This is a genomic window from Acinetobacter haemolyticus, from assembly GCF_900406815.1.
GTDB classification, from domain to species: Bacteria; Pseudomonadota; Gammaproteobacteria; order Pseudomonadales; family Moraxellaceae; genus Acinetobacter; species Acinetobacter haemolyticus_A.
The window spans coordinates 70,129-93,540 of record NZ_OVCN01000006.1 but is presented as its reverse complement, the minus strand read 5'-3'; the positions used below and the strand labels follow the sequence as shown (position 1 = coordinate 93,540).

At 38.8% G+C, this 23,412-nt stretch carries 24 protein-coding genes; 9 read left to right on the top strand and 15 right to left on the bottom strand.

Annotated elements, in window-relative coordinates; genetic code table 11:
• Nucleotides 1-200 precede the first annotated feature (200 nt).
• Complete coding sequence (gene mrcB, locus DK207_RS05730; RefSeq protein ID WP_109440335.1) at nucleotides 201-2,603, top strand: penicillin-binding protein 1B; 2,403 nt, start codon at nucleotides 201-203, stop codon at nucleotides 2,601-2,603.
• A gap of 18 nt (nucleotides 2,604-2,621) precedes the next feature.
• Nucleotides 2,622-3,179 carry a tetratricopeptide repeat protein gene (locus tag DK207_RS05725; protein WP_109440334.1) on the top strand — a complete coding sequence of 186 codons (558 nt, stop codon included), beginning with the start codon at nucleotides 2,622-2,624 and terminating at the stop codon, nucleotides 3,177-3,179.
• A gap of 1 nt (nucleotide 3,180) precedes the next feature.
• Here DK207_RS05725 and DK207_RS05720 read toward each other — a convergent pair whose 3' ends face one another.
• On the bottom strand, nucleotides 3,181-4,092 hold the full coding sequence (locus DK207_RS05720; RefSeq protein WP_109440333.1) for an NUDIX domain-containing protein: 912 nt from the start codon (nucleotides 4,090-4,092) through the stop codon (nucleotides 3,181-3,183).
• 176 nt (nucleotides 4,093-4,268) lie between these two features.
• Between DK207_RS05720 and hemP the strand changes: the two genes are divergently transcribed.
• Nucleotides 4,269-4,439 (top strand): hemin uptake protein HemP, encoded by a 171-nt coding sequence (gene hemP / locus DK207_RS05715; RefSeq protein WP_004638676.1) that lies wholly within the window; start codon nucleotides 4,269-4,271, stop codon nucleotides 4,437-4,439.
• A 90-nt stretch (nucleotides 4,440-4,529) separates the two neighbouring features.
• On the opposite strand, the gene DK207_RS05710 is transcribed toward hemP, so the two are convergent.
• The 5 genes from DK207_RS05710 to tsaA form a co-directional block, all read right to left on the bottom strand.
• The gene (locus tag DK207_RS05710) at nucleotides 4,530-5,861 is read right to left on the bottom strand and encodes a sensor histidine kinase (protein WP_109440332.1); all 1,332 of its coding nucleotides are present in this window, start codon (nucleotides 5,859-5,861) and stop codon (nucleotides 4,530-4,532) included.
• Between the two features lie 4 nt (nucleotides 5,862-5,865).
• Nucleotides 5,866-6,525, bottom strand: a complete 660-nt coding sequence (locus DK207_RS05705; protein WP_109440331.1) for a response regulator transcription factor — start codon at nucleotides 6,523-6,525, stop codon at nucleotides 5,866-5,868.
• A 94-nt stretch (nucleotides 6,526-6,619) separates the two neighbouring features.
• Complete coding sequence (locus DK207_RS05700; protein ID WP_109440330.1) at nucleotides 6,620-6,985, bottom strand: NirD/YgiW/YdeI family stress tolerance protein; 366 nt, start codon at nucleotides 6,983-6,985, stop codon at nucleotides 6,620-6,622.
• 87 nt (nucleotides 6,986-7,072) lie between these two features.
• Nucleotides 7,073-8,851: a GspE/PulE family protein gene (locus DK207_RS05695; protein WP_109440397.1), complete on the bottom strand. Its 1,779-nt coding sequence runs from the start codon at nucleotides 8,849-8,851 to the stop codon at nucleotides 7,073-7,075.
• A 30-nt stretch (nucleotides 8,852-8,881) separates the two neighbouring features.
• Nucleotides 8,882-9,625: a tRNA (N6-threonylcarbamoyladenosine(37)-N6)-methyltransferase TrmO gene (gene tsaA / locus DK207_RS05690; protein WP_109440329.1), complete on the bottom strand. Its 744-nt coding sequence runs from the start codon at nucleotides 9,623-9,625 to the stop codon at nucleotides 8,882-8,884.
• Between the two features lie 100 nt (nucleotides 9,626-9,725).
• Between tsaA and DK207_RS05685 the strand changes: the two genes are divergently transcribed.
• The gene (locus tag DK207_RS05685; RefSeq protein ID WP_109440328.1) at nucleotides 9,726-10,505 is read left to right on the top strand and encodes a ferredoxin--NADP reductase; all 780 of its coding nucleotides are present in this window, start codon (nucleotides 9,726-9,728) and stop codon (nucleotides 10,503-10,505) included.
• Nucleotides 10,506-10,589: 84 nt separating this feature from the next.
• Here DK207_RS05685 and DK207_RS05680 read toward each other — a convergent pair whose 3' ends face one another.
• The gene (locus DK207_RS05680) at nucleotides 10,590-11,150 is read right to left on the bottom strand and encodes a TetR/AcrR family transcriptional regulator (RefSeq protein ID WP_109440327.1); all 561 of its coding nucleotides are present in this window, start codon (nucleotides 11,148-11,150) and stop codon (nucleotides 10,590-10,592) included.
• Between the two features lie 451 nt (nucleotides 11,151-11,601).
• Between DK207_RS05680 and DK207_RS05675 the strand changes: the two genes are divergently transcribed.
• Nucleotides 11,602-12,462, top strand: a complete 861-nt coding sequence (locus DK207_RS05675; RefSeq protein ID WP_109440326.1) for a hypothetical protein — start codon at nucleotides 11,602-11,604, stop codon at nucleotides 12,460-12,462.
• Between the two features lie 62 nt (nucleotides 12,463-12,524).
• On the opposite strand, the gene DK207_RS05670 is transcribed toward DK207_RS05675, so the two are convergent.
• Nucleotides 12,525-13,403, bottom strand: a complete 879-nt coding sequence (locus DK207_RS05670; RefSeq protein WP_109440325.1) for an NAD(P)/FAD-dependent oxidoreductase — start codon at nucleotides 13,401-13,403, stop codon at nucleotides 12,525-12,527.
• Nucleotides 13,404-13,509: 106 nt separating this feature from the next.
• Here DK207_RS05670 and DK207_RS05665 point away from each other — a divergent pair, with 106 nt between their 5' ends.
• The gene (locus DK207_RS05665) at nucleotides 13,510-13,956 is read left to right on the top strand and encodes an Rrf2 family transcriptional regulator (RefSeq protein WP_109440324.1); all 447 of its coding nucleotides are present in this window, start codon (nucleotides 13,510-13,512) and stop codon (nucleotides 13,954-13,956) included.
• A gap of 122 nt (nucleotides 13,957-14,078) precedes the next feature.
• Entirely contained in the window at nucleotides 14,079-14,534 is a 456-nt protein-coding gene (locus DK207_RS05660) for a DUF441 domain-containing protein (RefSeq protein WP_109440323.1), read from the top strand.
• An 86-nt stretch (nucleotides 14,535-14,620) separates the two neighbouring features.
• Here DK207_RS05660 and DK207_RS05655 read toward each other — a convergent pair whose 3' ends face one another.
• Nucleotides 14,621-15,541, bottom strand: a complete 921-nt coding sequence (locus DK207_RS05655) for a LysR family transcriptional regulator (RefSeq protein WP_162540207.1) — start codon at nucleotides 15,539-15,541, stop codon at nucleotides 14,621-14,623.
• A 244-nt stretch (nucleotides 15,542-15,785) separates the two neighbouring features.
• Between DK207_RS05655 and DK207_RS05650 the strand changes: the two genes are divergently transcribed.
• On the top strand, nucleotides 15,786-16,445 hold the full coding sequence (locus tag DK207_RS05650) for an epoxyqueuosine reductase QueH (protein WP_109440321.1): 660 nt from the start codon (nucleotides 15,786-15,788) through the stop codon (nucleotides 16,443-16,445).
• A 45-nt stretch (nucleotides 16,446-16,490) separates the two neighbouring features.
• Here DK207_RS05650 and DK207_RS05645 read toward each other — a convergent pair whose 3' ends face one another.
• Nucleotides 16,491-17,282, bottom strand: coding sequence for a DUF4198 domain-containing protein (locus tag DK207_RS05645; RefSeq protein ID WP_109440320.1), 792 nt, complete (start codon nucleotides 17,280-17,282; stop codon nucleotides 16,491-16,493).
• A 225-nt stretch (nucleotides 17,283-17,507) separates the two neighbouring features.
• Between DK207_RS05645 and DK207_RS05640 the strand changes: the two genes are divergently transcribed.
• On the top strand, nucleotides 17,508-18,728 hold the full coding sequence (locus DK207_RS05640) for an MFS transporter (protein ID WP_109440319.1): 1,221 nt from the start codon (nucleotides 17,508-17,510) through the stop codon (nucleotides 18,726-18,728).
• A 44-nt stretch (nucleotides 18,729-18,772) separates the two neighbouring features.
• Here the strand turns inward: DK207_RS05640 and DK207_RS05635 are convergent, their stop codons facing one another.
• The 5 genes from DK207_RS05635 to DK207_RS05615 all read right to left on the bottom strand — a co-directional run bounded on the left by DK207_RS05635 (nucleotide 18,773) and on the right by DK207_RS05615 (nucleotide 23,325).
• The gene (locus DK207_RS05635) at nucleotides 18,773-19,723 is read right to left on the bottom strand and encodes a siderophore ABC transporter substrate-binding protein (RefSeq protein ID WP_109440318.1); all 951 of its coding nucleotides are present in this window, start codon (nucleotides 19,721-19,723) and stop codon (nucleotides 18,773-18,775) included.
• A 9-nt stretch (nucleotides 19,724-19,732) separates the two neighbouring features.
• The gene (locus DK207_RS05630) at nucleotides 19,733-20,497 is read right to left on the bottom strand and encodes an ABC transporter ATP-binding protein (RefSeq protein ID WP_109440317.1); all 765 of its coding nucleotides are present in this window, start codon (nucleotides 20,495-20,497) and stop codon (nucleotides 19,733-19,735) included.
• A complete protein-coding gene (locus DK207_RS05625; RefSeq protein ID WP_109440316.1) occupies nucleotides 20,488-21,444 on the bottom strand; it encodes an iron chelate uptake ABC transporter family permease subunit in 957 nt (318 codons plus the stop codon). The genes DK207_RS05630 and DK207_RS05625 overlap by 10 nt, the downstream gene beginning before the upstream one ends.
• Nucleotides 21,434-22,390, bottom strand: coding sequence for an ABC transporter permease (locus tag DK207_RS05620; RefSeq protein ID WP_109440315.1), 957 nt, complete (start codon nucleotides 22,388-22,390; stop codon nucleotides 21,434-21,436). Before DK207_RS05620 ends, DK207_RS05625 begins: the two co-directional genes overlap by 11 nt.
• Before the next feature lie 317 nt (nucleotides 22,391-22,707).
• Nucleotides 22,708-23,325 (bottom strand): LysE family translocator, encoded by a 618-nt coding sequence (locus DK207_RS05615; protein ID WP_109440314.1) that lies wholly within the window; start codon nucleotides 23,323-23,325, stop codon nucleotides 22,708-22,710.
• Between the last annotated feature and the right edge of the window lie 87 nt (nucleotides 23,326-23,412).

Genomic DNA, 23,412 nt, shown 5'->3' with positions numbered 1-23,412 from the left:
ATTCTCGCCTATCATATCATTATTCGTTGATGATTGATTAAAAACTATAAAAATGTAGATTCTGTGTTTTTAATACAGTGATTCCCCACCTGTTTTGAAAGATTTTGTTGCATGTTGCTATTTATTCACAGTTTTGTGATTGCAAAATACGCATAAGCTACGCATCATTAGCCACATTGTTTTTGTTTTAACGCAAATCTATGAAGTGTGAACGTGGTATCGGTTTTATAAGCCTAATCTTTTTAATTTTAGTGATTGGTATATTTATTGCCTTTAGTATCTATCTGATCCGATTGGATAATATTATTCGCAATAAGTTTGAAGGTCAGCGTTGGGACATCCCTGCTAAAGTATTCGCTCGACCATTAGAGGTGTATGCGAATGCACCAATTACTCAAGAAAACTTCATCCAAGAGTTAAAATTACTGGGTTATAAAAACACCGCCAATTACGAAAAGTCAGGAAGTTATGTCACACAAGGAAATAAACTTTATGTGCATACGCGTGGTTTTGACTATGGGGATAGTACTGAACCTGAACAAGTATTAGAAGTTGGTTTTTCTGAGGGTCGTGTTGGGGATATTCGCTCAACCAAACCTTCAAATACAGGTATTGCTCGTTTAGAACCGTTGCTCATCGGCGGCATTTATCCGCAACATAATGAAGACCGTGTACTGATCAAACTGGATCGCGTACCTAAAACCCTGATTGAAGCATTAATTTCAACAGAAGATCGTAATTTTTATCATCATCATGGTGTCTCACTTCGTGGTACAGCTCGTGCTTTAGTAAGTAATGCCACTGGTGGTAAACGCCAAGGTGGATCCACCTTGACGCAACAACTCGTTAAGAATTTTTACCTGTCTCCTGAAAAAACACTTAAACGTAAAGTGAATGAAGCCTTCATGGCGTTGTTGATTGAATTTCATTACAGTAAAGATGAAATTCTTGAGACTTATTTAAACGAAGTAAATTTAGGCCAAAATGGTAATTATTCAATTAATGGTTACGGACTTGCATCACAGTTCTACTTTGGCTTGCCTCTGCGTGAACTCAACATTTCACAACAAGCCTTTTTAGTCGGCTTAGTACAAGGTCCTTCTTTATACAATCCTTGGCGAAACCCTGAAGCAGCTAAAAAACGTCGTGATGTTGTTTTAAACAATATGATGGTGATGGGTTATTTAACAGAAGCTGAATATCAAGATGAGATTGCACGCCCGCTTAATGTCATTAGTAAACCAACTGTTGGCCCAGCCAAATTCCCTGACTTCCTCGATATTGTTCGACGTCAATTACGTACCGAATACCAAGAAAGTGATATAACCAATCAAGGTTTGAGAATTTTCACCACGCTTGATCCAATTGCGCAAACCAATGTACAAACTGTATTTAAAAACTCTGTTGAACGCTTAGCTCAACGCAATCCTGCACGACTTAAAGATTTACAGGGTGCTATTTTGGTTGCTCATCCTGAAAATGGTGAGTTGATTGCAGCAGTGGGTTCCACTCAAGATTTTACTGGCTTTAACCGTACTATTGACGCAAAACGTCAAGTTGGCTCTTTATTAAAACCAGTCATTTTCTTAAATGCCATTGAATCTGGTCGCTATACATGGGCTAGCCCAGTTGAAGACACAGCCGTCAATATTCCAATTGATGGTGGTAAAAGCTGGTCACCGAAAAATTATAGTGGCAATGAAAATGGTATCGTGCCAATGCAGCAAGCTCTGGCTAATTCCTATAACCTCTCAACTGTTCGTTTAGCAAATGAATTTGGTCTTTCTTCATTTAGCAATAAACTCAAACAGTTTGGCGTAAACTCTGATATTCCAGCCTACCCTTCTATTTACCTTGGTGCAGTAAACATGTCACCTATGGAAGTTCTCGGAATCTATGGAAACTTCGCAACGGGTGGTTTTAAATATCCAACACGCTCAATTCGTTCAGTTGTAGATGCTCAGGGTCGCGTGCTCGATCGATTTGGTTTAAATGTTCAACAAACCATTGATCCGGCAGCAGCCTATATCTTGAATTATGGCTTACAGCAGGTTATGCGTACGGGTACTGGACGTTCTGCATACAATAGCTTACCTGAATCTTTAAATCTCGCAGGTAAATCAGGTACGACGAACGATACACGTGACTCATGGTTTGCAGGTTATTCAGGAAATCATGTTGCCGTAGTTTGGTTAGGTTTAGATGATAATAAGGTTACAGGACTCACGGGTTCTTCAGGGGCATTACCAGTTTGGACTAATGTCATGAAACAACTTCGCCAAGAGCCAGTCAATTTACGTCAAACGGATAATGTCCAATGGCAATGGATTGATCGCACAACAGGTGATCTTTCAGCGCAAGGTTGTGAAGGAGCAATGTACATTCCATTACTTCGCCAAACTGTGCCACGTCGTGCAACGCTGTGTGGTCAATCTCATTATGAGGTTGAACCAACATATACTCCTCAGAATGATTATGATGATGGAAATGATGACAGCATCGGAAATTATATCCGTGAAACTGAAAGCCAAATGGATACAGATTTATCCAATCAAACTTCTACACGCATTATCTCTAGCGGTAGTTACAGCGGCAATAACTAAGTGATAGGATGATTGGAAATGATTAAAAAATCGTTATTCTTAACAGGTGTAATGATACTTGCTGGCTGTAGCACGACTCCAGAGCGCCCTGCGCCGCAAACACCACCACCTAAGACAACAGATAACCAGAAAAAAGGTACTCAGCCTCCTTCTGGTGTTAAAATCACACCTTATGAACACAAAGAGATTAAACGCCAAACTGTGCCAGTCGTGGTGCCTGAACAAAAAGTTCAGCAAAAATTCAGCAATGATGGTGCGCAGTTACCTGCATTTAAAACCCTGATGCAAAAAACCCAAACAGCGTATAAGCAAAAACAGTTTGCCGATGCTGAGCGTTTTGCACTTCAAGCGCAACGTATTGCACCTCAGGCTTCTGAAACCTACTTATATCTGGCATTGATTGCTGATCAACGCAAGCAATATGCCAATGCTGAAGCGCTTGCTCGTCGTGGTTTGAGTTATGCACAAAGTAATGTAATGAAAAAGCAACTCTGGACAATCGTGCTTCGCGCCAGTGAAGCGCGAAATCACAACGTAAAAGCAGATGAAGCGAGAAGAATGATTCGCTCTCTATAGACTACTCTATCGCGTCAAACTGACGAATCCCAGCAAGCCCATAAGCATCATGTTTTTGGGCTTGTTGCATATCTGCAAGCTTCACTCCTCCCAAAGCAAATACCGGAATATCGCTGTTTTGAGCCAATTCAGAAAAGCCATCCCAACCTAACACTTTGGCTTCTGGATGTGTCTCTGTAGGATTCACTGGACTTAAAAACACAGCATCACAACCTATATCATGGGCATGTTTTAAAGAGACTGCATCATGACAAGCTGCGATGAAACGCTTCCCGACAATTAACTCACCTTTATGGAAGCTCATCAGTTGCGACTGTTTTAAATGAATCGTCTGAATTTTTGTTTGCAATTCAGAATCAAGCTGCTGCCATAGACTAAAATTGATAATTAATTTGTTAAGTTGATCATCCGACAATGTCAATAATTGTTGTTGGACTTCCACAAGATTTAGCTTTTCATTACGCCAATAAAACTGCGCATCACTTTGTGGCAATGCAGACAAACGATCACTGATCTTAATCAGATGCGACCATACCAATCGCTCGATGATCGTCTTATTCGCCTTTGGAAAATTCAAACTCCGTAATTGATCTCGGTTATACCATGTCCATGGTTGATGGATTAAATTCAACAACTCATCAGGAACATATGCATGAAATAAATGCAGCCGTACAATCAAATCATCATATTCATGCTGAATGACATCGAATTTGTGCCAATCTTTTAAGCCTATACCCACCTCTTCAAAGATCTCTCTGCGACAAGCCTGTTCAGGTGTTTCATGCTGTTCGACTTTGCCGCCAGGAAACTCATATTTATTGCCTTGATGTTGATCGGCTTGCCTCCATCCGACAAGCACTTTTGATTTATGCAATAAAATTGCAATTGCAACTTCAACAATCGCTTTAGCCATAACAGTTTAATTTCCCTGAGATTTCATCAAAAGTATAAGGAACTGAACACTTCAATTACATATCCTTAATAAAAAATAATAAATGATTTTGTAAATTAGCAAAAATTTCGTTGACAGGTGTATTCGATAATGATTATCATTTAAAACATTAAAAAACACACCACGGAGCATAACAAATGAACGCACCATTTAACTTATTTACTCGTAGCACAGACTCAGCTCAATCTTTACCAATGCTACATTCAAACAACCTTTTTGCCCTAGGCCGTGAAATTCGCATTATGCACGCTGGAGAAGAATATCGTTTGCGTTTAACTCGCAATAATCGCCTGATTTTAACAAAGTAATATAATAAGAATCGGATAATAATAATCGTGGGAATAGCAGTATGTCAGCGCGTACTGCTTTTTTAAGTTTTGAGATACTTAGAGTTCTACTTATCTATTTAATTTAATATCCACTTTTAGACCTCCATATTTCGATTGGAAGAATTCAATTCGCCCATAATGAAGCTCAATTATCTTTTTACAGATCGATAAACCCAACCCTGAACCCTGTGTTTTCGTTCCTAAGGCCCGATAGAAACGTTCACCTAAGCGTGCCAGTACTTCCTCATTTATCATTTCCCCTTCATTTTCAATAATCAGTTCAACTGAGTTGTGAGATTGGTCAAGCTGAATATAAACATTTCCCTGTTTTGGCGTATACCGAATTGCATTGTCCACAATATTTCGAATGCAACTAAACATTAACTGACGATTTGCAAAAACCTCACTACCTTCTGTCACGCTAAGCTGAGGATGGAATTGTATTGATTTTTCATTTGCAAATAATGCTTGTGTTTGCATCACTTCCATAATCAATTCATTGAGTGAAAAATGTGTTTTGGGAAGATTATCAGCATGTTCAGGATCTAAACGTGCCAGTAAAAGTAAGTTTTCTAAAGTCTGAATTCCTCGACTCACATCTTGCTGTATATGGATAAAGTCAGCCGCACGTTCTGGATATTTACGGTGTAATAATTGCAAACGCATTTGAATCGCTGAAAGTGGTGATCTTAGTTCATGTGATGCATCCGCTGTAAAACGTTGTTCAGCTTGTAAGGACTGGTCCAAACGTTGCAACAATTGATTCAATTGATTCAACATAGGTTGCAATTCTTTGAGTTCAATTTCGCCCGATTGTATCGGACGGAGATCATCAGCATTTTTTGCAGAAATTTGCGCTGACAATTGATGGATCATTTTAAATTGACGTTTGATGAGCAAATATAAAATAAGCCATTGTACCGCCCAGACCAAAAGCAGAATTAAGGTGTAGCCAACGACGCTATGCCATAGAGCCTTAAAGCGTTCGTCTAAAGGCTGTATCACCAACACCTGCATATTCGACTGAGTATCCCTAGCCGTATAACTTCGCCACAACTGCTGATCCTGCCAGATAAAACCGTAATCATCGCGCGTTATTGCAAACTTATAATAGTGTTGATCAAGTTGGAATTCCTCGGACTGAGTAAGTACATACTGCTGATTGCTTAGCCGATACTGGATATCAAACTGATCACTAAGCTCATCTATTTGCTGTCCAGATGTCGTGGTCAAATCTGAGATCAACAACATATCTGAAATCTCATCCATGATCTCATCTTGCATTTGCATGGTTTGATAACTAGAGACAATGACGAATAAAAGTAATGCCAAACAGCCGACAACGATCGAACTCATCATTGAAGTTTTAATCAGTTTCGTTTGCAAAGACACAACTTTCATCGCTTTATTCCTTATGCATTCGATAGCCAAGTCCGCGAACGGTTTTAATATACTGTCCGCCTATTTTTTTGCGAATTTGATAAATAAAGACTTCAATTGCATTACTTTCAATTTCATCTCCCCATGCATATAAAGATTCTTCTAATTGTTCGCGCGTCAAAATATGATCTGGTTTTTGCATTAATTTATATAAAATTTGAAACTCCTTTGCGGTTAAATTGACTGGCTGCCCTGCCTGAATCAATGTTTTTGCTTGAGGATCAAGTGTTAAGTCAGCGAATTTAAGATATTGACCTGCGTCAAGCTGATGCTGGCGTAGTTGTGAGCGAACTCTTGCAGATAACTCTTCTAAGTTAAAGGGTTTGACCAAATAATCATTTGCACCTAGATCTAAGCCTTCAATCCGATCATGGATATGATCTTTTGCAGTAATAAAAATAACAGGCGTTTTTAAATTCAGTTGTCGAATAGATTTTAGAATCTCATCACCCGATGCTTGTGGCAAACCTCGATCGAGCAATACACAGTCATATTGATGCTGTTCAATTGCTAAAATTGCATGGTCACCACGCTCTACCCAGTCAACGCTATAACCATCCATTTCTAGCCAGTCTTTAATACTTTCCGCCTGTGAAGCATCGTCTTCTGCCAATAAAATCCGCATCAATAAACGCTCTCATTTTTGATCTTTAAGGTTTATCTTAAAGCAAATAAAAACCACATGAAAAAATCATGTGGTTTTATATTCACGCTACAGCTTAGAATTGAACTTGATCAACATCAATCTCAACACGTTTCTTAGGTTTGTAGTCTATATCAACTTCACCAATGAGGGTCACGGGTGTTTTAGCTGAAATTGGCTTACCTTGCCACAATTCATCATCGATATCGACGGTGATACTGCCTGTTTGGTCGCTAAACTGATATTTTTCATCACCAATTGACTTAACCACATAACCTTTCAGTTTTATAGGTGTGTCATCTTTTAAGGTCAATGCTTGCTGCACAGTACTTATCTGTGTGGGTGCCAAAGCCTGTTGATTAACTGCACCTGTATTTGCAGCAACCATAGTGGTTGCACCTATCAAACTTGCCATTACTGCAACTTTTGAAAATACGTTCATGTTCAGTTCCTCATTTTGATTTCATCATTTCGATGAGGTTATTTAAACAAACCAAGATGAGGTGAATCTGAAGATCGAAAAAATTAACTAGCTGAGTGGAACAACCCGCAAGACCTCTTCCAACGTTGTCACACCTTCGATGACCTTACGAGCCCCCGCGATTCGCAATGGTTCAACGCCTTCTTTTTTGGCTTGGGTTCGCAGATCATTCAGCGTGCCATGCGCGCTGATCACAGACTTTAGCTCTAAACTCACAGGCATAAACTCATAAATACCCACACGGCCTTTATAACCTGTATGACGACATGCCTCACAACCTACTGCCTTGAACATTGTGGTTGGCATATCCATCATATAATCAAAGGTTAGATGTTCCCACTCTTGCTCATTAATCGCCGTTTCTTGCTTGCAATGTGGGCACAATCGACGTACTAAACGCTGTGCTAACACCCCTAAAATCGTAGCTGAAGTTAAGAAAGGCTGTACACCAAGATCATGTAAACGTGTCAAACTCGACGGTGCGTCATTGGTATGAAGGGTAGATAGCACCAGATGTCCTGTCAGTGCTGCCTGAATCGCCATATTCGCAGTATCATGATCACGAATCTCACCAACCATAATAATGTCAGGATCTTGGCGCATTAAAGCACGAACCCCATCAGCGAAACCCAGCTCAATGTTTGGATTGACCTGCATCTGGTTAAAACTTGGCTCAAGCATTTCAATCGGATCTTCAATGGTGCAGACATTCACTTGTTCAGTCGCCAATTGTTTTAGCGATGAATAGAGTGTTGTAGTTTTCCCAGAACCTGTCGGCCCCGTGACTAAAATAATCCCATGACTATGTTGAGTGAGTTGTTGCCAACTCTGTAATAAATGACCTTCAAAACCAAGTTGCTGAAAACTACGTACTAACACTTCTGGATCAAAGATACGCATCACTAACTTTTCGCCAAAGGCAGTCGGTAAAGTAGAAAGACGCAATTCGGTTTCTTGTCCCTTCGGAGTACGTGTTTTTAAACGTCCATCTTGCGGTTTACGTTTTTCGGCGACATTCATCCGACCGAGAATCTTGATCCGAGAAATCACCGCTGTTAGTGTATTTGCAGGCATATTATAAATCGTGTGCAATACCCCATCGATACGGAAACGTACTTTACCCTTGTCCTTACGTGGTTCAAGATGAATATCACTCGCACCTTGCTCAAAAGCAAATTGCAGTACCCAATCAACCAATTTAACAATATGTTGATCATTTGCATCTGGGTTTTGAGTATCACCTAGCTGTAACAGTGCTTCCACGCCTTTATTATCACGATCAAATGCACTGGTATTTTGTGAGGAGTTGACAGCTCGGCTCACTTGATAATACTCGTGCAAATACCGTTGTAATTGCTCGGGGTTTAATAAAACTTTTTCTATTCTTTTCGGCGCAAGACTTCGCTCTAAGTTATTTTGCCACTCTGTCGAAAATGGTTGATCTGTTCCAATCAAAATACGATCGGCATGAACTTCAACTGCAAGAATATGGTTTCTGACCGCAAACTCTTGTGACATCACACTGGTTAAAGCGGTTACATCTGCCTTTAGAGGATCGATTACGAATAATGAAACAGCAGCTTTTTCAGCAAGCCACTGACATAAGCGATTCAGCGTCAAAGTAGTGGTTGGGTTTAACTGATCTTTGAGCTTAAAGTTCGCAATCCATTGTAATGGATGCCACTTCAACTGTTCTTTTTGTCGATGTGTGGTCTGAATTAGTAGTTTATCTCGTTCAGTAATAAGCCCATCTTTTTGTAATTGCTCTAAGCACCACGTCACATCAATTGTAAAAGAAAAATTTGCAAATTTTGCTTGCGCTTGCATCACCGTCAGTTCCCCAAAGTTATAACGCATTTATATTTTTAAGTTTGTTTGCTCTATATTTACAATCGACACCGTGCTTTCATCCACTGTAAATTGAATATTTAATTCTGCAAAACTCATTCCATATACTCGTTCCGAATCATCTTGATATGCAGGACGAGGATCTAAAGATAACACTTGTTCGAGTTCATCTAATACTCTTTTATTTAAAATCCCTTGCTTGAGTAATACAAGTTGCTGTGATTGTGCAATTTGCGTCCATTGCACGGATTTTCGCACAGGTTGTTCTTGTGCATAACCACTTGTCGAATCAACTATTGCATCGGAATATTGAATATAAGGTTTTATGTCTAAAATCGGCGTGGCATTTAGTAAATCAGCTCCCGAGACATACAAGCGGACTGTCTTTGCATGTTTTTCAACCCGTAGGAAACGTACGACAGATAAACCAATCGGCGAAGGACGATACATGCTTCTTGTAGCAAAGACCCCTATTTTTTGATTACCTCCTAGACGCGGCGGACGGACTTGTGCTCGAAATTTAGGCTGTTGATTCAAACTGTTATCATTATTTTTATTATCGTGAAACTGCCACAGCAACCACAAATGACTGAAATTCTCCAAACCATCAAATGCCAGCAAATCATTATAAGGTTCTACCATCTCTATAAAGCATTCGACTTCTACAAGATTTGGCTGTCGAGGAATTCCAAATTTTTCACGATAAGGAGAATGCATATAGCCAATAATCGGCATCGTTACAGCGTCAATCATCACTTTTTCTTATAAACACAATTAAATATATTCAGTTTATCGAGAATGATTTTAGATTAGAATAGCAATCTGTTTCTTTTATCTGTGATCGAGACCTTTAATGGCTGCTTTTAACGTTGAACGCATTACTCATGTTCACCACTGGAATGACACACTTTTCAGCTTTAAAACCACACGCGATGCAAGCTTACGTTTTAAAAATGGTCAGTTTGTGATGATCGGACTTGAAGTGAATGGCAAGCCTTTAATGCGTGCTTATTCGATTGCAAGTGCGAACTATGAAGAAGAACTCGAATTCTTCTCAATTAAAGTACAAGACGGTCCTTTGACCTCTATCTTACAAAAAGTACAAGTAGGTGACGAAATCCTGATTTCTAAAAAGCCAACAGGTACTTTAGTCCATGACGACTTATTACCAGGTAAAAACTTATATCTTTTATCTTCAGGTACTGGTCTTGCACCATTCCTTTCTTTACTTCGTGATCCAGAAACTTACGAAAAATTTGAGAAAGTAATTATGGTTCATGGTACACGTTATATTTCAGAACTTGCTTATCAAGATCTGATCCTGAATGAACTTCCAAATCACGAGTTTTTTGAAGAATTGGGCATTAAAGAAAAATTAATTTACTACCCAACTGTGACGCGTGAACCCTTCCACACTCAAGGTCGTGTAACAACTGCAATCGAAACTGGCGAATTATTTGAAAAAATTGGTTTACCTCGTTTCAATCGTGAAACTGACCGTGCAATGCTTTGTGGTAGTCCAGCATTCCTAAAAGATGTTGCTGCATTACTCGATCAACACGGCTTAGTTGAATCACCACGTATGGGTGTGATGGGTGATTATGTGATTGAGCGTGCTTTCGTTGAAAAATAAGCTTTAAGACTTACCCAATAAAAAACCGAGTAATAAATTTACTCGGTTTTTTTAACAATATAATGTAATAGTTAAAATACAGTATTAAGCTGCCTCTAAATCTATCAAACGTTCAATATAATACCAGCACTCTTCTATTTCAGAATGATCTTTATTTACTTTGGCATAGGCCGTCATACCGTCCAATATATTAATATACATAGCTGTCAATACGTGGGGTTGAAATACTTTTGCTTTTTCAAACAAATCCCCAACTAATGCCATCAACCATTCTCTATATGCCACAATTGGACGAATAATAGACGGATATTGTTGTAGTATTTCCAAAGACGCTTTTTGAAACATACAACCATGGAAATCATCAGAATTAAACCATGACAAATGCCAAAAATAGACTGCTTTAATCTTACCTAAATAATCCTCTTCACTGAGCTGATTCACTTCACTCTCAATGGCTTCTTGAATACTTTTATTTCTCCGTGATAAGCATTCTTCAATCAAATTTTCTTTAGATGGGAAATACTTATAGAACGTCATCTTTGCAACGCCTGACTCACTGATGATTCGATCCACCCCAACAGAACTGTAATTGTGACGATTGAAGAGGTTCATGGCCGTTGCAATAATATCTTCTTTTTTTGACATTTTATTATCCTTTAGAATTATAATATAAACTTAATATATTATTTAGGCATAGTTTATGGGCTAATAAACTCTGGCGACTATGCTAATGTCCATATACTTTATGAACATTATAGAAAATATAGCACTTTCCATCAAGTTCACTATTATAAGTTAAGCAAAAAAAAGCGCGCAAACAAGCTAATTTGTAAAAAATTCTTTCCATTTTAAAAAAACTTAATTGTTAATGTGAAATAAATCACTTTTTATTTATCTTTTGATTAATTAACAATCTGAATAATTATTTTTTAGCTTGTTTAATAAATTGATTTCACCTCTAAATCACCTTATATTTATTTTATCCAATAAAAAGATCTTTGGTTGGACCAATAGTTATATTCATAAACAACCAAAAAAAATCGAACTATATCATTGGAAAAGCAATAATATTTATTAATTCATTGAGTAAAAAACTATGCCAAAAATATTTGAAAACTTTGACAACCCAAGGCAGAAAGCTATAGACGGTATGAAAAATAGTATTTCTGCAGAAGCCTGGAACAAAAATTTGAACTTTCTGAACAGTTTAAGAGCAGAAATTTCAAAACATCCTGTTTCAAAGCATCCAGCCATTCAACTTCTTAATGACGGTTTGATTGATAAAGAAACCTTAAAACATATCCACTTAGAATATCGACATGCAATCGTACAAGTTTTTACTGATGCATTACTGATGGCTCAATTCCAAACAAAACAGTTAGAACCTAGACTCCTATCAGGTTCTAAAATGTATCCACGTTTTTTATTAAATCTTAATATTCTGGATGAGTTTGGTTTCCGTCCCGCTTTAGACAAGAATCAGTATTATTCAGGTAACCCTGAATACGCGCACTATCCTTTATTTGAAGATGTGCTTGATGATTTTGAATTAACGCAATCAGAGCGCAACAATTATCAACCTTCTATCATTGCGCAAAAAGTTCGTACTTTCCTAGAAAATACCTTTGATCATTATCAAGCTGTGACCGCTTTACTCGCCGTTGCTGAAGAAGAGGTTATTCTATTTAGCCCTGCATTACGTCAAGCGACTAAAGCTGTTGGTTTCAATGTAGATAGTGGTTATTACTATGTACACGGTGTATCACATGATGCATCCGCTGAAGCTGCTGATGATGACCATGAAGATGATTTATGGTTTGTGTTGGCTCAGGCTTGCGTCGAATCTGATTATGACTTAATCCGTGATCTTTGCTTAGAGTATTGTAATCTTTGGCAAATGTTTTGGGATGAACAAATTTCTAGTTACCAGTACGAAGCATATCGAAAACTCGCTTGACGTGGATGAAAGGTCATTTCCACATGTTCGGTGTGAATATGACCTTTAAACCTTATTTTGTGTCAGAAAATCAGTGATCGATGGGCAGCAACCCCAGCCAGCGCCCCGTCGCCTACAGCCAATGAGATTGATCCACCTAATCGGGCTACATCTCCACAAGCAAAAACACCTGAGAGTGACGTTTCTTTTAGGTCATTAGTTTTAATCATTTCTCCCATTGGATTTTGCTCCACATCACAGGCTAGCTTATGTATCCAATCTTGAGAAATTACACATTGTGGTGTGACAAATAACCCCTCCAACGTGATGTGCGTTTGGTCAGAAAGAACAACTGTGCTGTTTCCAATAATTTCTGAAACAAGCCTTTTTTCAATTAAGACACCTCTTTCAATGAGTTGTGCTTCTGTTTCGGCGGCTAAAGGTTGACCATTTAAAAAGAAAGTCACACTTCCCCATTCTGGTAATAACATTGCCATATGTGCTGAATGCTCAGAATTTGCAATCAATCCAATTTTTCCTTGATCCAGTTCATAACCATGACAGTATGGACAATGGAAAATACTTTTACCCCAACGTTCTTCAAGGCCTTTTATCTCAGGTAGCTGGTCTTGTACGCCGGTTGCAATGATGATTCTTTTCGCACTCACCGCATGGGTACCATCAATACAGATATGGAAAAGATCATCTCTTTTTTCTATCCGCTTTACTGTTCCATCGACCCAATCCACAGTTTGATATTGAAGTAATTGTTGCTTGGCTACCTGAGCTATTTCACTGGCACGAGTTCCATCTTGTGTAAGAAAACCATGGGAGTGATCTGCAAAACGATTTCTACGTTGCCCCGCATCTATCATCACGACCTTTCTTCTTGCACGAACTAATGGCAAGCCTGCTGCCAAACCTGCGTAACTTCCACCAATAATTGCCACATCATAATTCATTTTAAACACCAATAAGTAACTTTTAAAGTTACACTAACGCTTTTTATTTATATTTGCAACTTTTAATGTTACATTAATATATCAAGCCTAAACTTCTCTAGCTCCTATGCGTACCGACAGTAAACTTTCTCGAATGCTCCATGTGTTACTCCATATGGCTCGACAAAATAAGATTTTCACATCGGAAGAGATTGCGCTTATGCTTTCGACCAATGCAGTCGTGGTCAGACGTACAATGGTAGGATTAAAAACTGCAGGATTTATACAATCCGCAAAAGGTCCTAAAGGAGGTTGGCATCTTATAGCTGACTTAGAAAAAACCACATTATTAGATATTTATCAGGCAGTGGGTGAACCGACTATTTTTGCAATCGGTAACGAACGAGAAAATCCTGAATGCGGTGTTGAACGTGTTGTAAATGCTGCACTGGAAGATGCAATGCAACAAGCACAAGATATTCTTCTAGCCAAATTAAAAGCCACAACACTTGCTGACCTTGCATACGAGTTCGATCAACTTTATCAAGCAAAAATGCATGAACACCATGTGTAAAATGTTAATGATGTTGCGATAAAGTTAGTCATAAACCTGATTATTTTGCGATCATGTAAATTATTGAAGAGCAACCTCATAAATTACGGTACAATTCAACTTTATTTTTCAATATTCTCGATATGTTGTCTCAGCTTGATGTTAATTTGATGGTCCTCATCATCTTATTGGCTTGTGGTGTTTTTAGTCATAATACGGCGGTTACTGTAGCCGCCGCAGTCTTGATTGTGGTGAAACTCACACCATTGGATCAGTTTTTTCCCTATATCCAGCAACACGGTTTGAATATCGGAATTATTATTCTGACGATTGGGGTCCTCGCTCCCATTGCGAGCGGCAAGATCAGTGGGGATAACATTTTAAAATCTTTCATCAGCGTGAAATCTTTAATTGCCATTGCCATAGGATTATTGGTTGCATGGTTGGGTGGCCGTGGTGTAAAACTCATGACTCATCAACCGGATGTCGTTGCAGGTTTGTTGATTGGGACAGTGGCAGGTGTCGCTTTACTCCGCGGAGTGCCTGTAGGACCTCTAATCGCAGCAGGTATCCTTTCACTTTTAATTGGAAAATCTTAGTCAACAATAAATAGAGATAATGAAAAAGCCAAAAATCACCTAGAAACGATTCAGTCTCTAAGTGATTATCTTTAATTCACCATAAGCTAGCGTTCGTAATACACTGCACGTTTTTTTGAAAATTTTTCTAATTGCTTTAAAAAGCCCTCAAAATAATTTTTCTCTTTTTCTTCAGTTCGATAGCCTGCATATAGGGTACGCCTTAAACCCTGTGGTGACACACAATCCAAACGACGGCTGACGACCCAACCTTTTTGTTCATATTCATTGACAACCCAATCAGGTAAAGCCGCTACGCCACGTCCACTCGCAACCAACTGGATTAACATTTGGGTTAAGTCTGTTGTTCGTATATGTTTAGGTTGAATATTCTCAGGAATAAACAAATGCGCCATGATGTCCAAACGATGTTTATCGACTGGATAAGTAATCAATGTTTGTTCGGCTAAGTCTTGCACTGTGACTTGTTCAGCTCGTACCAGTGGATGGGTATTGGATAAAACTAAGCGCGATTCATATTCAAAAATTGGGAAGTATTCGATCCCTTTTAAAGCGATAGGATCAGCTGTAATCAATAAATCAAATTCAGCATTTTGCAGCAATTCATGGGGATTAGATTCAAAACCTGCCGCAAAGTCCAAATCCACATCTGGGTATTGTTGGCGATATTGATTCAATAATGGCATTAACCAATCAAAGCAGCTATGACATTCTGAAGAAAAAATAATCCGCCCTGTCTGTCCATGCACAATCCGTGTAATATCCGTTTGCGCAATCTGCACTTGTGGCAAGATATCATCCGCGAGCTTGAGCAGGCGTTGTCCGACATTGGAAAAAGTCACGGGGCGACTACGACGATTGACCACTTCAACCCCATACCAATGATCCAATTCTTTAAGTTGATGAGAAATCGCGGACGGTGTTAAACATAAATCCGCAGCAGCAGCAACTAATGAACCATGCTCTCTTAAAGCAATCAATGTTTTTAAATGACGAAGCTCTAACACAACCAAAACCAAAATTGAATTTAATTCATCTTATCATAAAATTAATTAGCTTACCTCAATATGGTTTTACTTTATCTTTCACATATTAAATAGATCATGTATGAGAAGAAAGTATTTAATTTCTTAGCAGTTTTTGAAGTTAAATCATTTTCATTTTATGCTGAAAAACTTTCATTAAATTCAGAATTGTGTGTGCCTTAAAACTTTTACAATAATCGACAATTCACTTATTTTCTTATCGATCATGTCTCTTGAACGTCAAAAACTGAGCTTACCTAAAGGTCACGATAAATTACTATTACACTCCTGCTGTGCGCCATGTTCAGGTGAAGTCATGGAAACCCTCATCGAATCTGGTATCGACTTTTCGATTTTTTTCTATAACCCAAACATCCATCCAGTCAAAGAATATTTGATTCGTAAAGAAGAAAACATTCGTTTTGCAGAAAAACATAATATTCCGTTTATCGACTGTGATTACGATACCGATAATTGGTTTGCTCGCGCGAAAGGCATGGAGAATGAGCCTGAAAAAGGCATTCGTTGCACTATGTGTTTTGACATGCGTTTTGAAAGAACCGCATTATATGCCCATGAACATGGCTTTAGCTTGATTAGCAGCTCATTGGGTATTTCTCGTTGGAAGAATATGCAGCAAATCAATGACTGTGGTCTCCGCGCCGCTGCACATTATCCTAATATCGAATACTGGGATTATAATTGGCGCAAGCATGGCGGTGCAGTACGTATGCTAGAAATCAGTAAAAGAGAAGAATTCTATCAACAAGAGTATTGTGGTTGTGTTTATTCGTTAAGAGACACCAATCGCTGGCGTATGAGTAATGGACGTGATCGCATTAAATTGGGTGTAAAATTTTACAGCAATGCGATGGATGATGAATAAAATGAATAAGCTGATCCATACATATAGATCAGCTTATGATCAGGATTAATTTACAGATAAACTAATAATGCTATAAAACTGATTACTTGGTTTTTTCTTGCTATCAACCGACTCTGTAACTTCTACTAGATACTCACCTGCGCGTGGAAATGTTAAATCTACAGATCCATCAGTGCCTGCTTTTAGTGTTTGCGCTTGTTCATCCGTTGCACCCTTAGCACGGACTACAACTTCTGCATTGGCTAAAGGTTGATTTGCTTTCGCAACTTTTACTTTTGTAGGCTGATTAGCTTTTAGTTCATTCGGATGTGTTGAAAACTCAACTTGAATCGGCGCTGCGATTGGCTGTACAGGTGAAGCTTTTTCCTTCGTCACGTAGGTCAATAAGGTCCATTCACGAGTAACTTCCACTGGATTAATTTTCTTAGTTTTAAGATCGGCAGGGATCAAATAATCTCGTTCAGATTTTGCAGGTGCTTTATCCGCTGCCATATCAAAGAACAATTTCCATTCTTTTTGATCTTGCACATATTTCAACGGATAGCTTGCTGTGGTTTGTACACGATAAGTCCCCGCTTCAGGTAATTTCAAATCAAATACCGTAGCCGTTCCCAGTTTTGAATCTGGCTCTACCGTGCTTTGGACTTGCTTTGGACTAGTAATTTCAAACTTCGGACTTTTTAGCGCATATTCACTTTGCAAAGCTTCTTCAGCATAACCAGCCAAAATTGCGACCTGCGTATTGGTGGTTTGATATGCTACAGGTGCAACATATGGTTCATGTGCCGTGCTGTAACCTGAGATTAGAGCCAATGATGCTATCAATAATTTTTTCACAGTTGTTTCCTATCCTTTCATCCACATCATCATTGATGTAGTGATTCAGCCAATTATTCTATGCACTGCATTATACATAAATGAAAATAATTATCATAAACATTTAGTATTACTATTCAAATCTAGAGTTGCAAATTTAGATAACATTTATAAAATTTGTGTTCTTTTTCACATTTCTGTGATGTGCCCGATATAATATCGCCGCTTTATATATTTTGAGATCGTATGTCTTCCTCAAGCTCTCCCACTCTTTCTTCCCCGCCAAAACACTATTCTTTATTTCTGGTGATTTTTTCACTTGCGATTGGTAGTTTTTGTATCGGCACAACTGAATTTGTTGCAATGGGACTGATCCAGGAAATAGCCACAGATTTAAATGTCAGTGTTCCTCATGCTGGATATTTCATTAGTGCCTATGCACTCGGTGTAATGGTGGGTGCTCCCATTATTGCGATCTTGGGTGCCAAAGTTCCTCGCAAAACATTGCTACTTGCATTGATGTTGTTTTATGGCCTAGCAAATGCTGCTACTGCTTTAGCAACAAGCTCAGAAGCAATGTTAGTCTCTCGTTTTATTGCAGGTTTTCCACATGGTGCTTACTTTGGTGTGGCAGCTTTAGTTGCGGCTGAGCTAGCGGGTAAACAACGCCGAGCAATCGCAATTGCTCAAGTGATGATGGGACTTACTATTGCGAATGTCATTGGTGTACCCATCGCCACATGGCTTGGACAACAATTCGGCTGGAAAACAGGATTCGAGTTTTCAGCTTTGATTGCTTTTATTACCTTGATTGGTATCGGGCTTTTTGTACCTAATATTCGCCCTCAAAAAACAGCCAGTATTCGTGCAGAATTAAAAGGCTTAAAAAATATTAATATGTGGCTCACTCTTGCCGTTGGCGCAATTGGTTTTGGCGGTATGTTTTCCGTTTATAGTTACGTCTCCCCGATCTTGACTGAATATACACATGCCGATATTTCTGTTGTTCCGATTGCATTGGCGATCTGGGGTGTGGGTATGGTGATCGGTGGCTTGGTTGCGGGCTGGCTCGCAGACCGTCATTTATTTAAAACCATGATTGGAATCTTGATGAGTTCCGCACTTACTTTCGTGCTCGCCAGCTTTATGATGGCGAATCTCTATACGGCCATCGCAGCCTTATTTTTGATTGGCTTTACGGTGATTGGTTTAGGCAGTGCCTTACAAACCCATTTAATGGATATCGCAGGAAATGCACAGACTTTGGCGGCATCGTTGAATCACTCAGCATTTAACTTGGCCAATGCGCTAGGTGCTTTTTTAGGTGGATGGGTACTAAGCCACAATATGGGTTGGTTAGCCCCAATTTGGGTGGGTTTCGTTTTAAGCTTAGGTGGCTTGATTGTGCTATTAATCGCTTTAGCTTACACAAAATACTCCGCTCGCAAAGAATCTGTCGTTGCTTAACGACAGATTCTGCTTCATAGATATGCCCGCTATCATGGCTGAAACTATTTCACAGCTTCAGCGACTTCTTTGACCATTGCTTGCATACCGCCTAAACCATTATTCATTAGATACCAATTGCTTGAATCTAAATAAACAATATTGCCATTTTTGGCCGCTTTGGATTGATTCACGATGTTGTTATTTAATACGCGTTTTGCACCCTCTTGATTACCCGTAATTGCAGCACCACGATCAATTACAAATAAATAGTCAGGATTCTTTTGAGCAATAAACTCATGTGAAATGGCCATCCCATGTAAACCTACTTTAATCGAAGCATCTGCAGGGGTAAAACCGTATAAATCATGGATATTACCAAACCTTGAACCTGAACCATAAGCCGCTATCTTGCTATTGTTTACCAAGATCACCAAAGCAGTTTTACCTTTGGTCTTTGCTTTTAATGCAGCGATGTCTTGTTCCAAAGTTTTTAATTGTTGTTCTGCCTCAGTTTTTTTACCGACCATTTCGGCAATATTCATGGTTTGCTGTTTAAAAGAATTAAATTGATCGTTGTAATCCACATCCACGAAATAAGTAGGCGCAATTTGTTTAATCTGATTCACCAGATTTTCCATACGTCCACTCATCAAGATCAACTCAGGCTGACTCCCTGCAATTTTCTCCAGATTGGGTTCTTTGACTGTACCCACATCAAGATACTGCCCATTATTGAAGTTCTTTAGCATTTCAGGTAAAGGTGTGCCTTTGGGTAAAGCAACTACTTTGTCATCTGCGCCAAGTGTATGAATAGTATTCAGTGCATTGGTATCTAGTACTGCAATCCGTGACAAATTCGTCGGAATTGAAATCTGCCCCGCTTTGCTGCTAAAACTCAGCATCTCATGTGAATTCGTTGTTCCTTCATGTGTGGCAGAAGGCGTATTCGAATTACCACATGCAGCTAATACTGCACTCAACATCATGATCGGCAATGTCTTCTTAAACAGCATAACGAACTCCTAACTAATAAAATACAAACCTAATTTGTGTTGCTGAATTTGTTGAATCGGAATATGAAAATCAAAAATTGTTTCTAAAGTGCTTTCATTCATCATCTGCTGTGGATGCCCTTGGTACACCAACTCACCATTTTTCATTGCAATAATGTGATCGGCATATACCGAGGCAAAGTTAATGTCATGAATTACCACAATGATGGATTTGCCATGATTTTCAGCAAGATCTTTGAGCACATGCATAATTTGAGCAGAATGCTTCATATCTAAGTTATTCAACGGCTCGTCCAACAAGATATATTCAGTATCCTGTGCCAAAATCATCGCAATATAGGCACGCTGCCTTTGCCCACCAGACAGCTCACTTAGCTGGCGATGACGCATCGATTGCAGATCCATATAAGCAATTGAACGATCAATAATGTCTTGATCTTGTTTGGTCAAACGCCCCTGAGAATAAGGAAAACGACCAAATGCCACCAGATCCTCGATACTAAGCCGCAATTCGGTATGATTGGACTGCTTTAAAATCGCCATTTTTTTGGCAATATCCGCACTTTTCATATCACGCAAATCTTGACCATCCAGCAATACCTGCCCCTGATCTGCATCAATCAGACGACTCATGATCGAAAGCACCGTGCTTTTACCTGCACCATTAGGCCCAATAAATGCGGTAAATTGTCCTTTGGCAATCGTGAGTGAGACTTCATTGACGACGCACTGGTGATGATAACTTTTTCGTAAGTTCTTCAACTCTATTGCCATTTTTTATTTTCCTTCAATAAAATCCAGAAGAAATAAATTCCACCGACAAAGTTAATAATGACGCTCAATGTGGTTTTGAAATTCAATACATGTAATACGATAAATTGACCGAGCATGAGACAAAGCACACTCACTAAAATAATGCCGAGCAGTAAAATATGATGCTGATGGGTTTTAAATAGCTCTAACGTTATATTGAGCACCAGTAAGCCAAGGAACATCATTGGACCTGCGAGTGCTGTTGCAGATGCCAGTGCCAATACCACGAGGATCAGTAATAATCGGCTGGTTTTGTCATAGTCCAAACCCAGATTTAACGCATGATCTCGCCCTAATGCCATTACATTTAACTTGTGATAATGTCGAAAACTATAAAAAAGAATAGGAAGAATCGTCAGCAAAGATAGTGCTACCGTTTCCATCTTCACTACATTGAAACTTGCAAACCCAGCATAAGCGGCAACTTGAAACTCATCTGGGTCGAGCAACACCTGAAAAAAGGTGATCATATTGTCAAATAAAGTCGAACAAATCAGCCCGACCAAGAGCAAGAAATAAATATTTTGTTGTGCAACTTTTTGGAAAATGAAGCGATACAGCAATAAAGCAAAAGTCACCATTAACAATAAACTGATCAAATAATCAGTCACAAAGTTAAGCGACAACAATGTACTGGCACCAAAAAAATAAATAATCGCGGTCTTGGAGAGTTCATATAATTTATCTAAGCCCAAGGCTTGTGGCGTGACCACACGATTATTCACAATCGTATGAAAAACCAAGGTTGAAACACCTACCGCAACACCCGCCACGACAATTGCAGCGACCGTTTTCAAACGCAATCCCAGTGCATACTGCCATGCCACCCCGAGATTCCAACCGAGATATAGTCCTATGCTGACCAATACAGCAATCGCAAGCACAACCAGCTTTGTCTTATTGTGCATAGCGATACCTCCTGAGTAACAACCACAGGAAGATCACACTACCCACTACACCCATAATCAGGCTGACCGAAACTTCGTATGGATAAATCACCACACGACCAAAAACATCACAAAGCAAAACCAGCAATGCCCCAAGCAATGCTGTATGCGATAATGTCTTACGAATATGATCACCTAAATAAAGGCTGACTAGATTTGGTACGATTAAACCGAGAAAAGGAATTGCGCCGACAGTCACAATCACCACACCCGTGATCACAGAGACGAGCAATAAGCCTAAGAAAAGCGTTTGCTTATAATTCAAACCAAGATTGGTCGCAAAGTCTTCACCTAAACCCGCCAACACAAAACGATTGGCAAATATATAAATCAGTGCAAGCACAGGAATACTTAAATAAATCAGTTCATATTGACCATTCAAAATGGTCGAGAAATCTCCTTGTAACCACCCTGCCAAGTTCTGCAACAAATCAAGTTGCAAAGCGATAAAAGTCGTAAATGCAGAAATAATACTGCCAAAAATCATCCCAACCAGTGGAACAAATACCGTATCACGATGCTTTAAGGTGGCGAGGATGCTCATAAATGTCATCGCACCAATCAGCGTGACAATAATCGCAAATCCAGTTTTGGCAAAAATGGACGCGCTTGGAAGTAAAATAATCGAAATCAAAACACCTAACCGCGCACAGTCATATAGACCTGCTGTGGTTGGTGAAACAAAGCGATTGCGACTCAATGACTGCATAATCAAGCCACAGACACTTAGACCAGCACCTGCAACAACAATCGCCATCAGACGTGGTAGCCGACTTGTCCAAAAAAGCTGCCAGTCTTGCGGATTTCCAGCAATTAAACCTGCAACACTCATATCCCCAACACCTACAAATAGGGAAATCATTACCAAAGGTATGAGTAAAAGAAGTAAATAGCGCCGTTTAATCATGGCGGGAGAATTTCATTTAATAAACAACCTTAAAAAATGCTTAAAAATTACAATAAACATCAAATAAGAAAGTATCATAAATGATAATAATTATTGTTAACTTTTTTTAATATTAGCTAAACTCACTTATAACCACCTTAAGTAATATTAAAAAATGCTCAATATTCATGCTAATATAAATTATTGTTTTTAAACATAAAATCTCAATTTAGTTTTTACCCAAGACTAAGCTAACTCTTATAAAATATCAATAAAAACAAATATTAATAAGACAATTCATTTAGAACATGTTGGTTCCGTTAAAACATTAAAAAAGTTTAATGAAGAAAAAAATGAACTGAATCTTTAATCGGAATGATAACAGATGCGACCAATAACAGTGCCATCACGGTATTAAACAATTGAACTTTCCGCGGATGATTTACAATCATTTTCAACTTTTCGCCCATATATGCCCACACTCCAACACTTGGAATACTTACCAAGCCAAAGATCACACCGATAAAAACAAATTCTACCAATCGACTATTAGCAGAGCTATAAGTCGTGATTGCCCCCATAGCCATAATCCATGCTTTAGGATTGACCCATTGAAATAAAGCCGCACCTATAAAACTTAATGGTTTATCAACTTTGGTATCTGTTTGAATACTACCCGCTCGATAGATCTTATAGGCTAAATACAATAAGTAGCTAATACCTATGATTTTTAAAATTTCATAAAGCAAAGGCGAAGAACCCAGTGCAGCACCGATCCCATAACCGACCAGAATCACCATCACCCCAAAGCCAAAACCGATTCCTAAAATATGTGGAATACTTCGCTTTAAGCCAAAATTTAAACCTGAAGCAGCCAACATAATATTATTGGGGCCAGGTGTAATTGAGGTTACAGTTGAATACACAATAAAAGAGAAAAAAGTAAGTAAACTCATATAGAAAAATTATTCATTTGTTTAAATTTTCACTTACTATAACAGTTAATACTCTCTACTCTTTATTGATTAATACAATAAAATGAG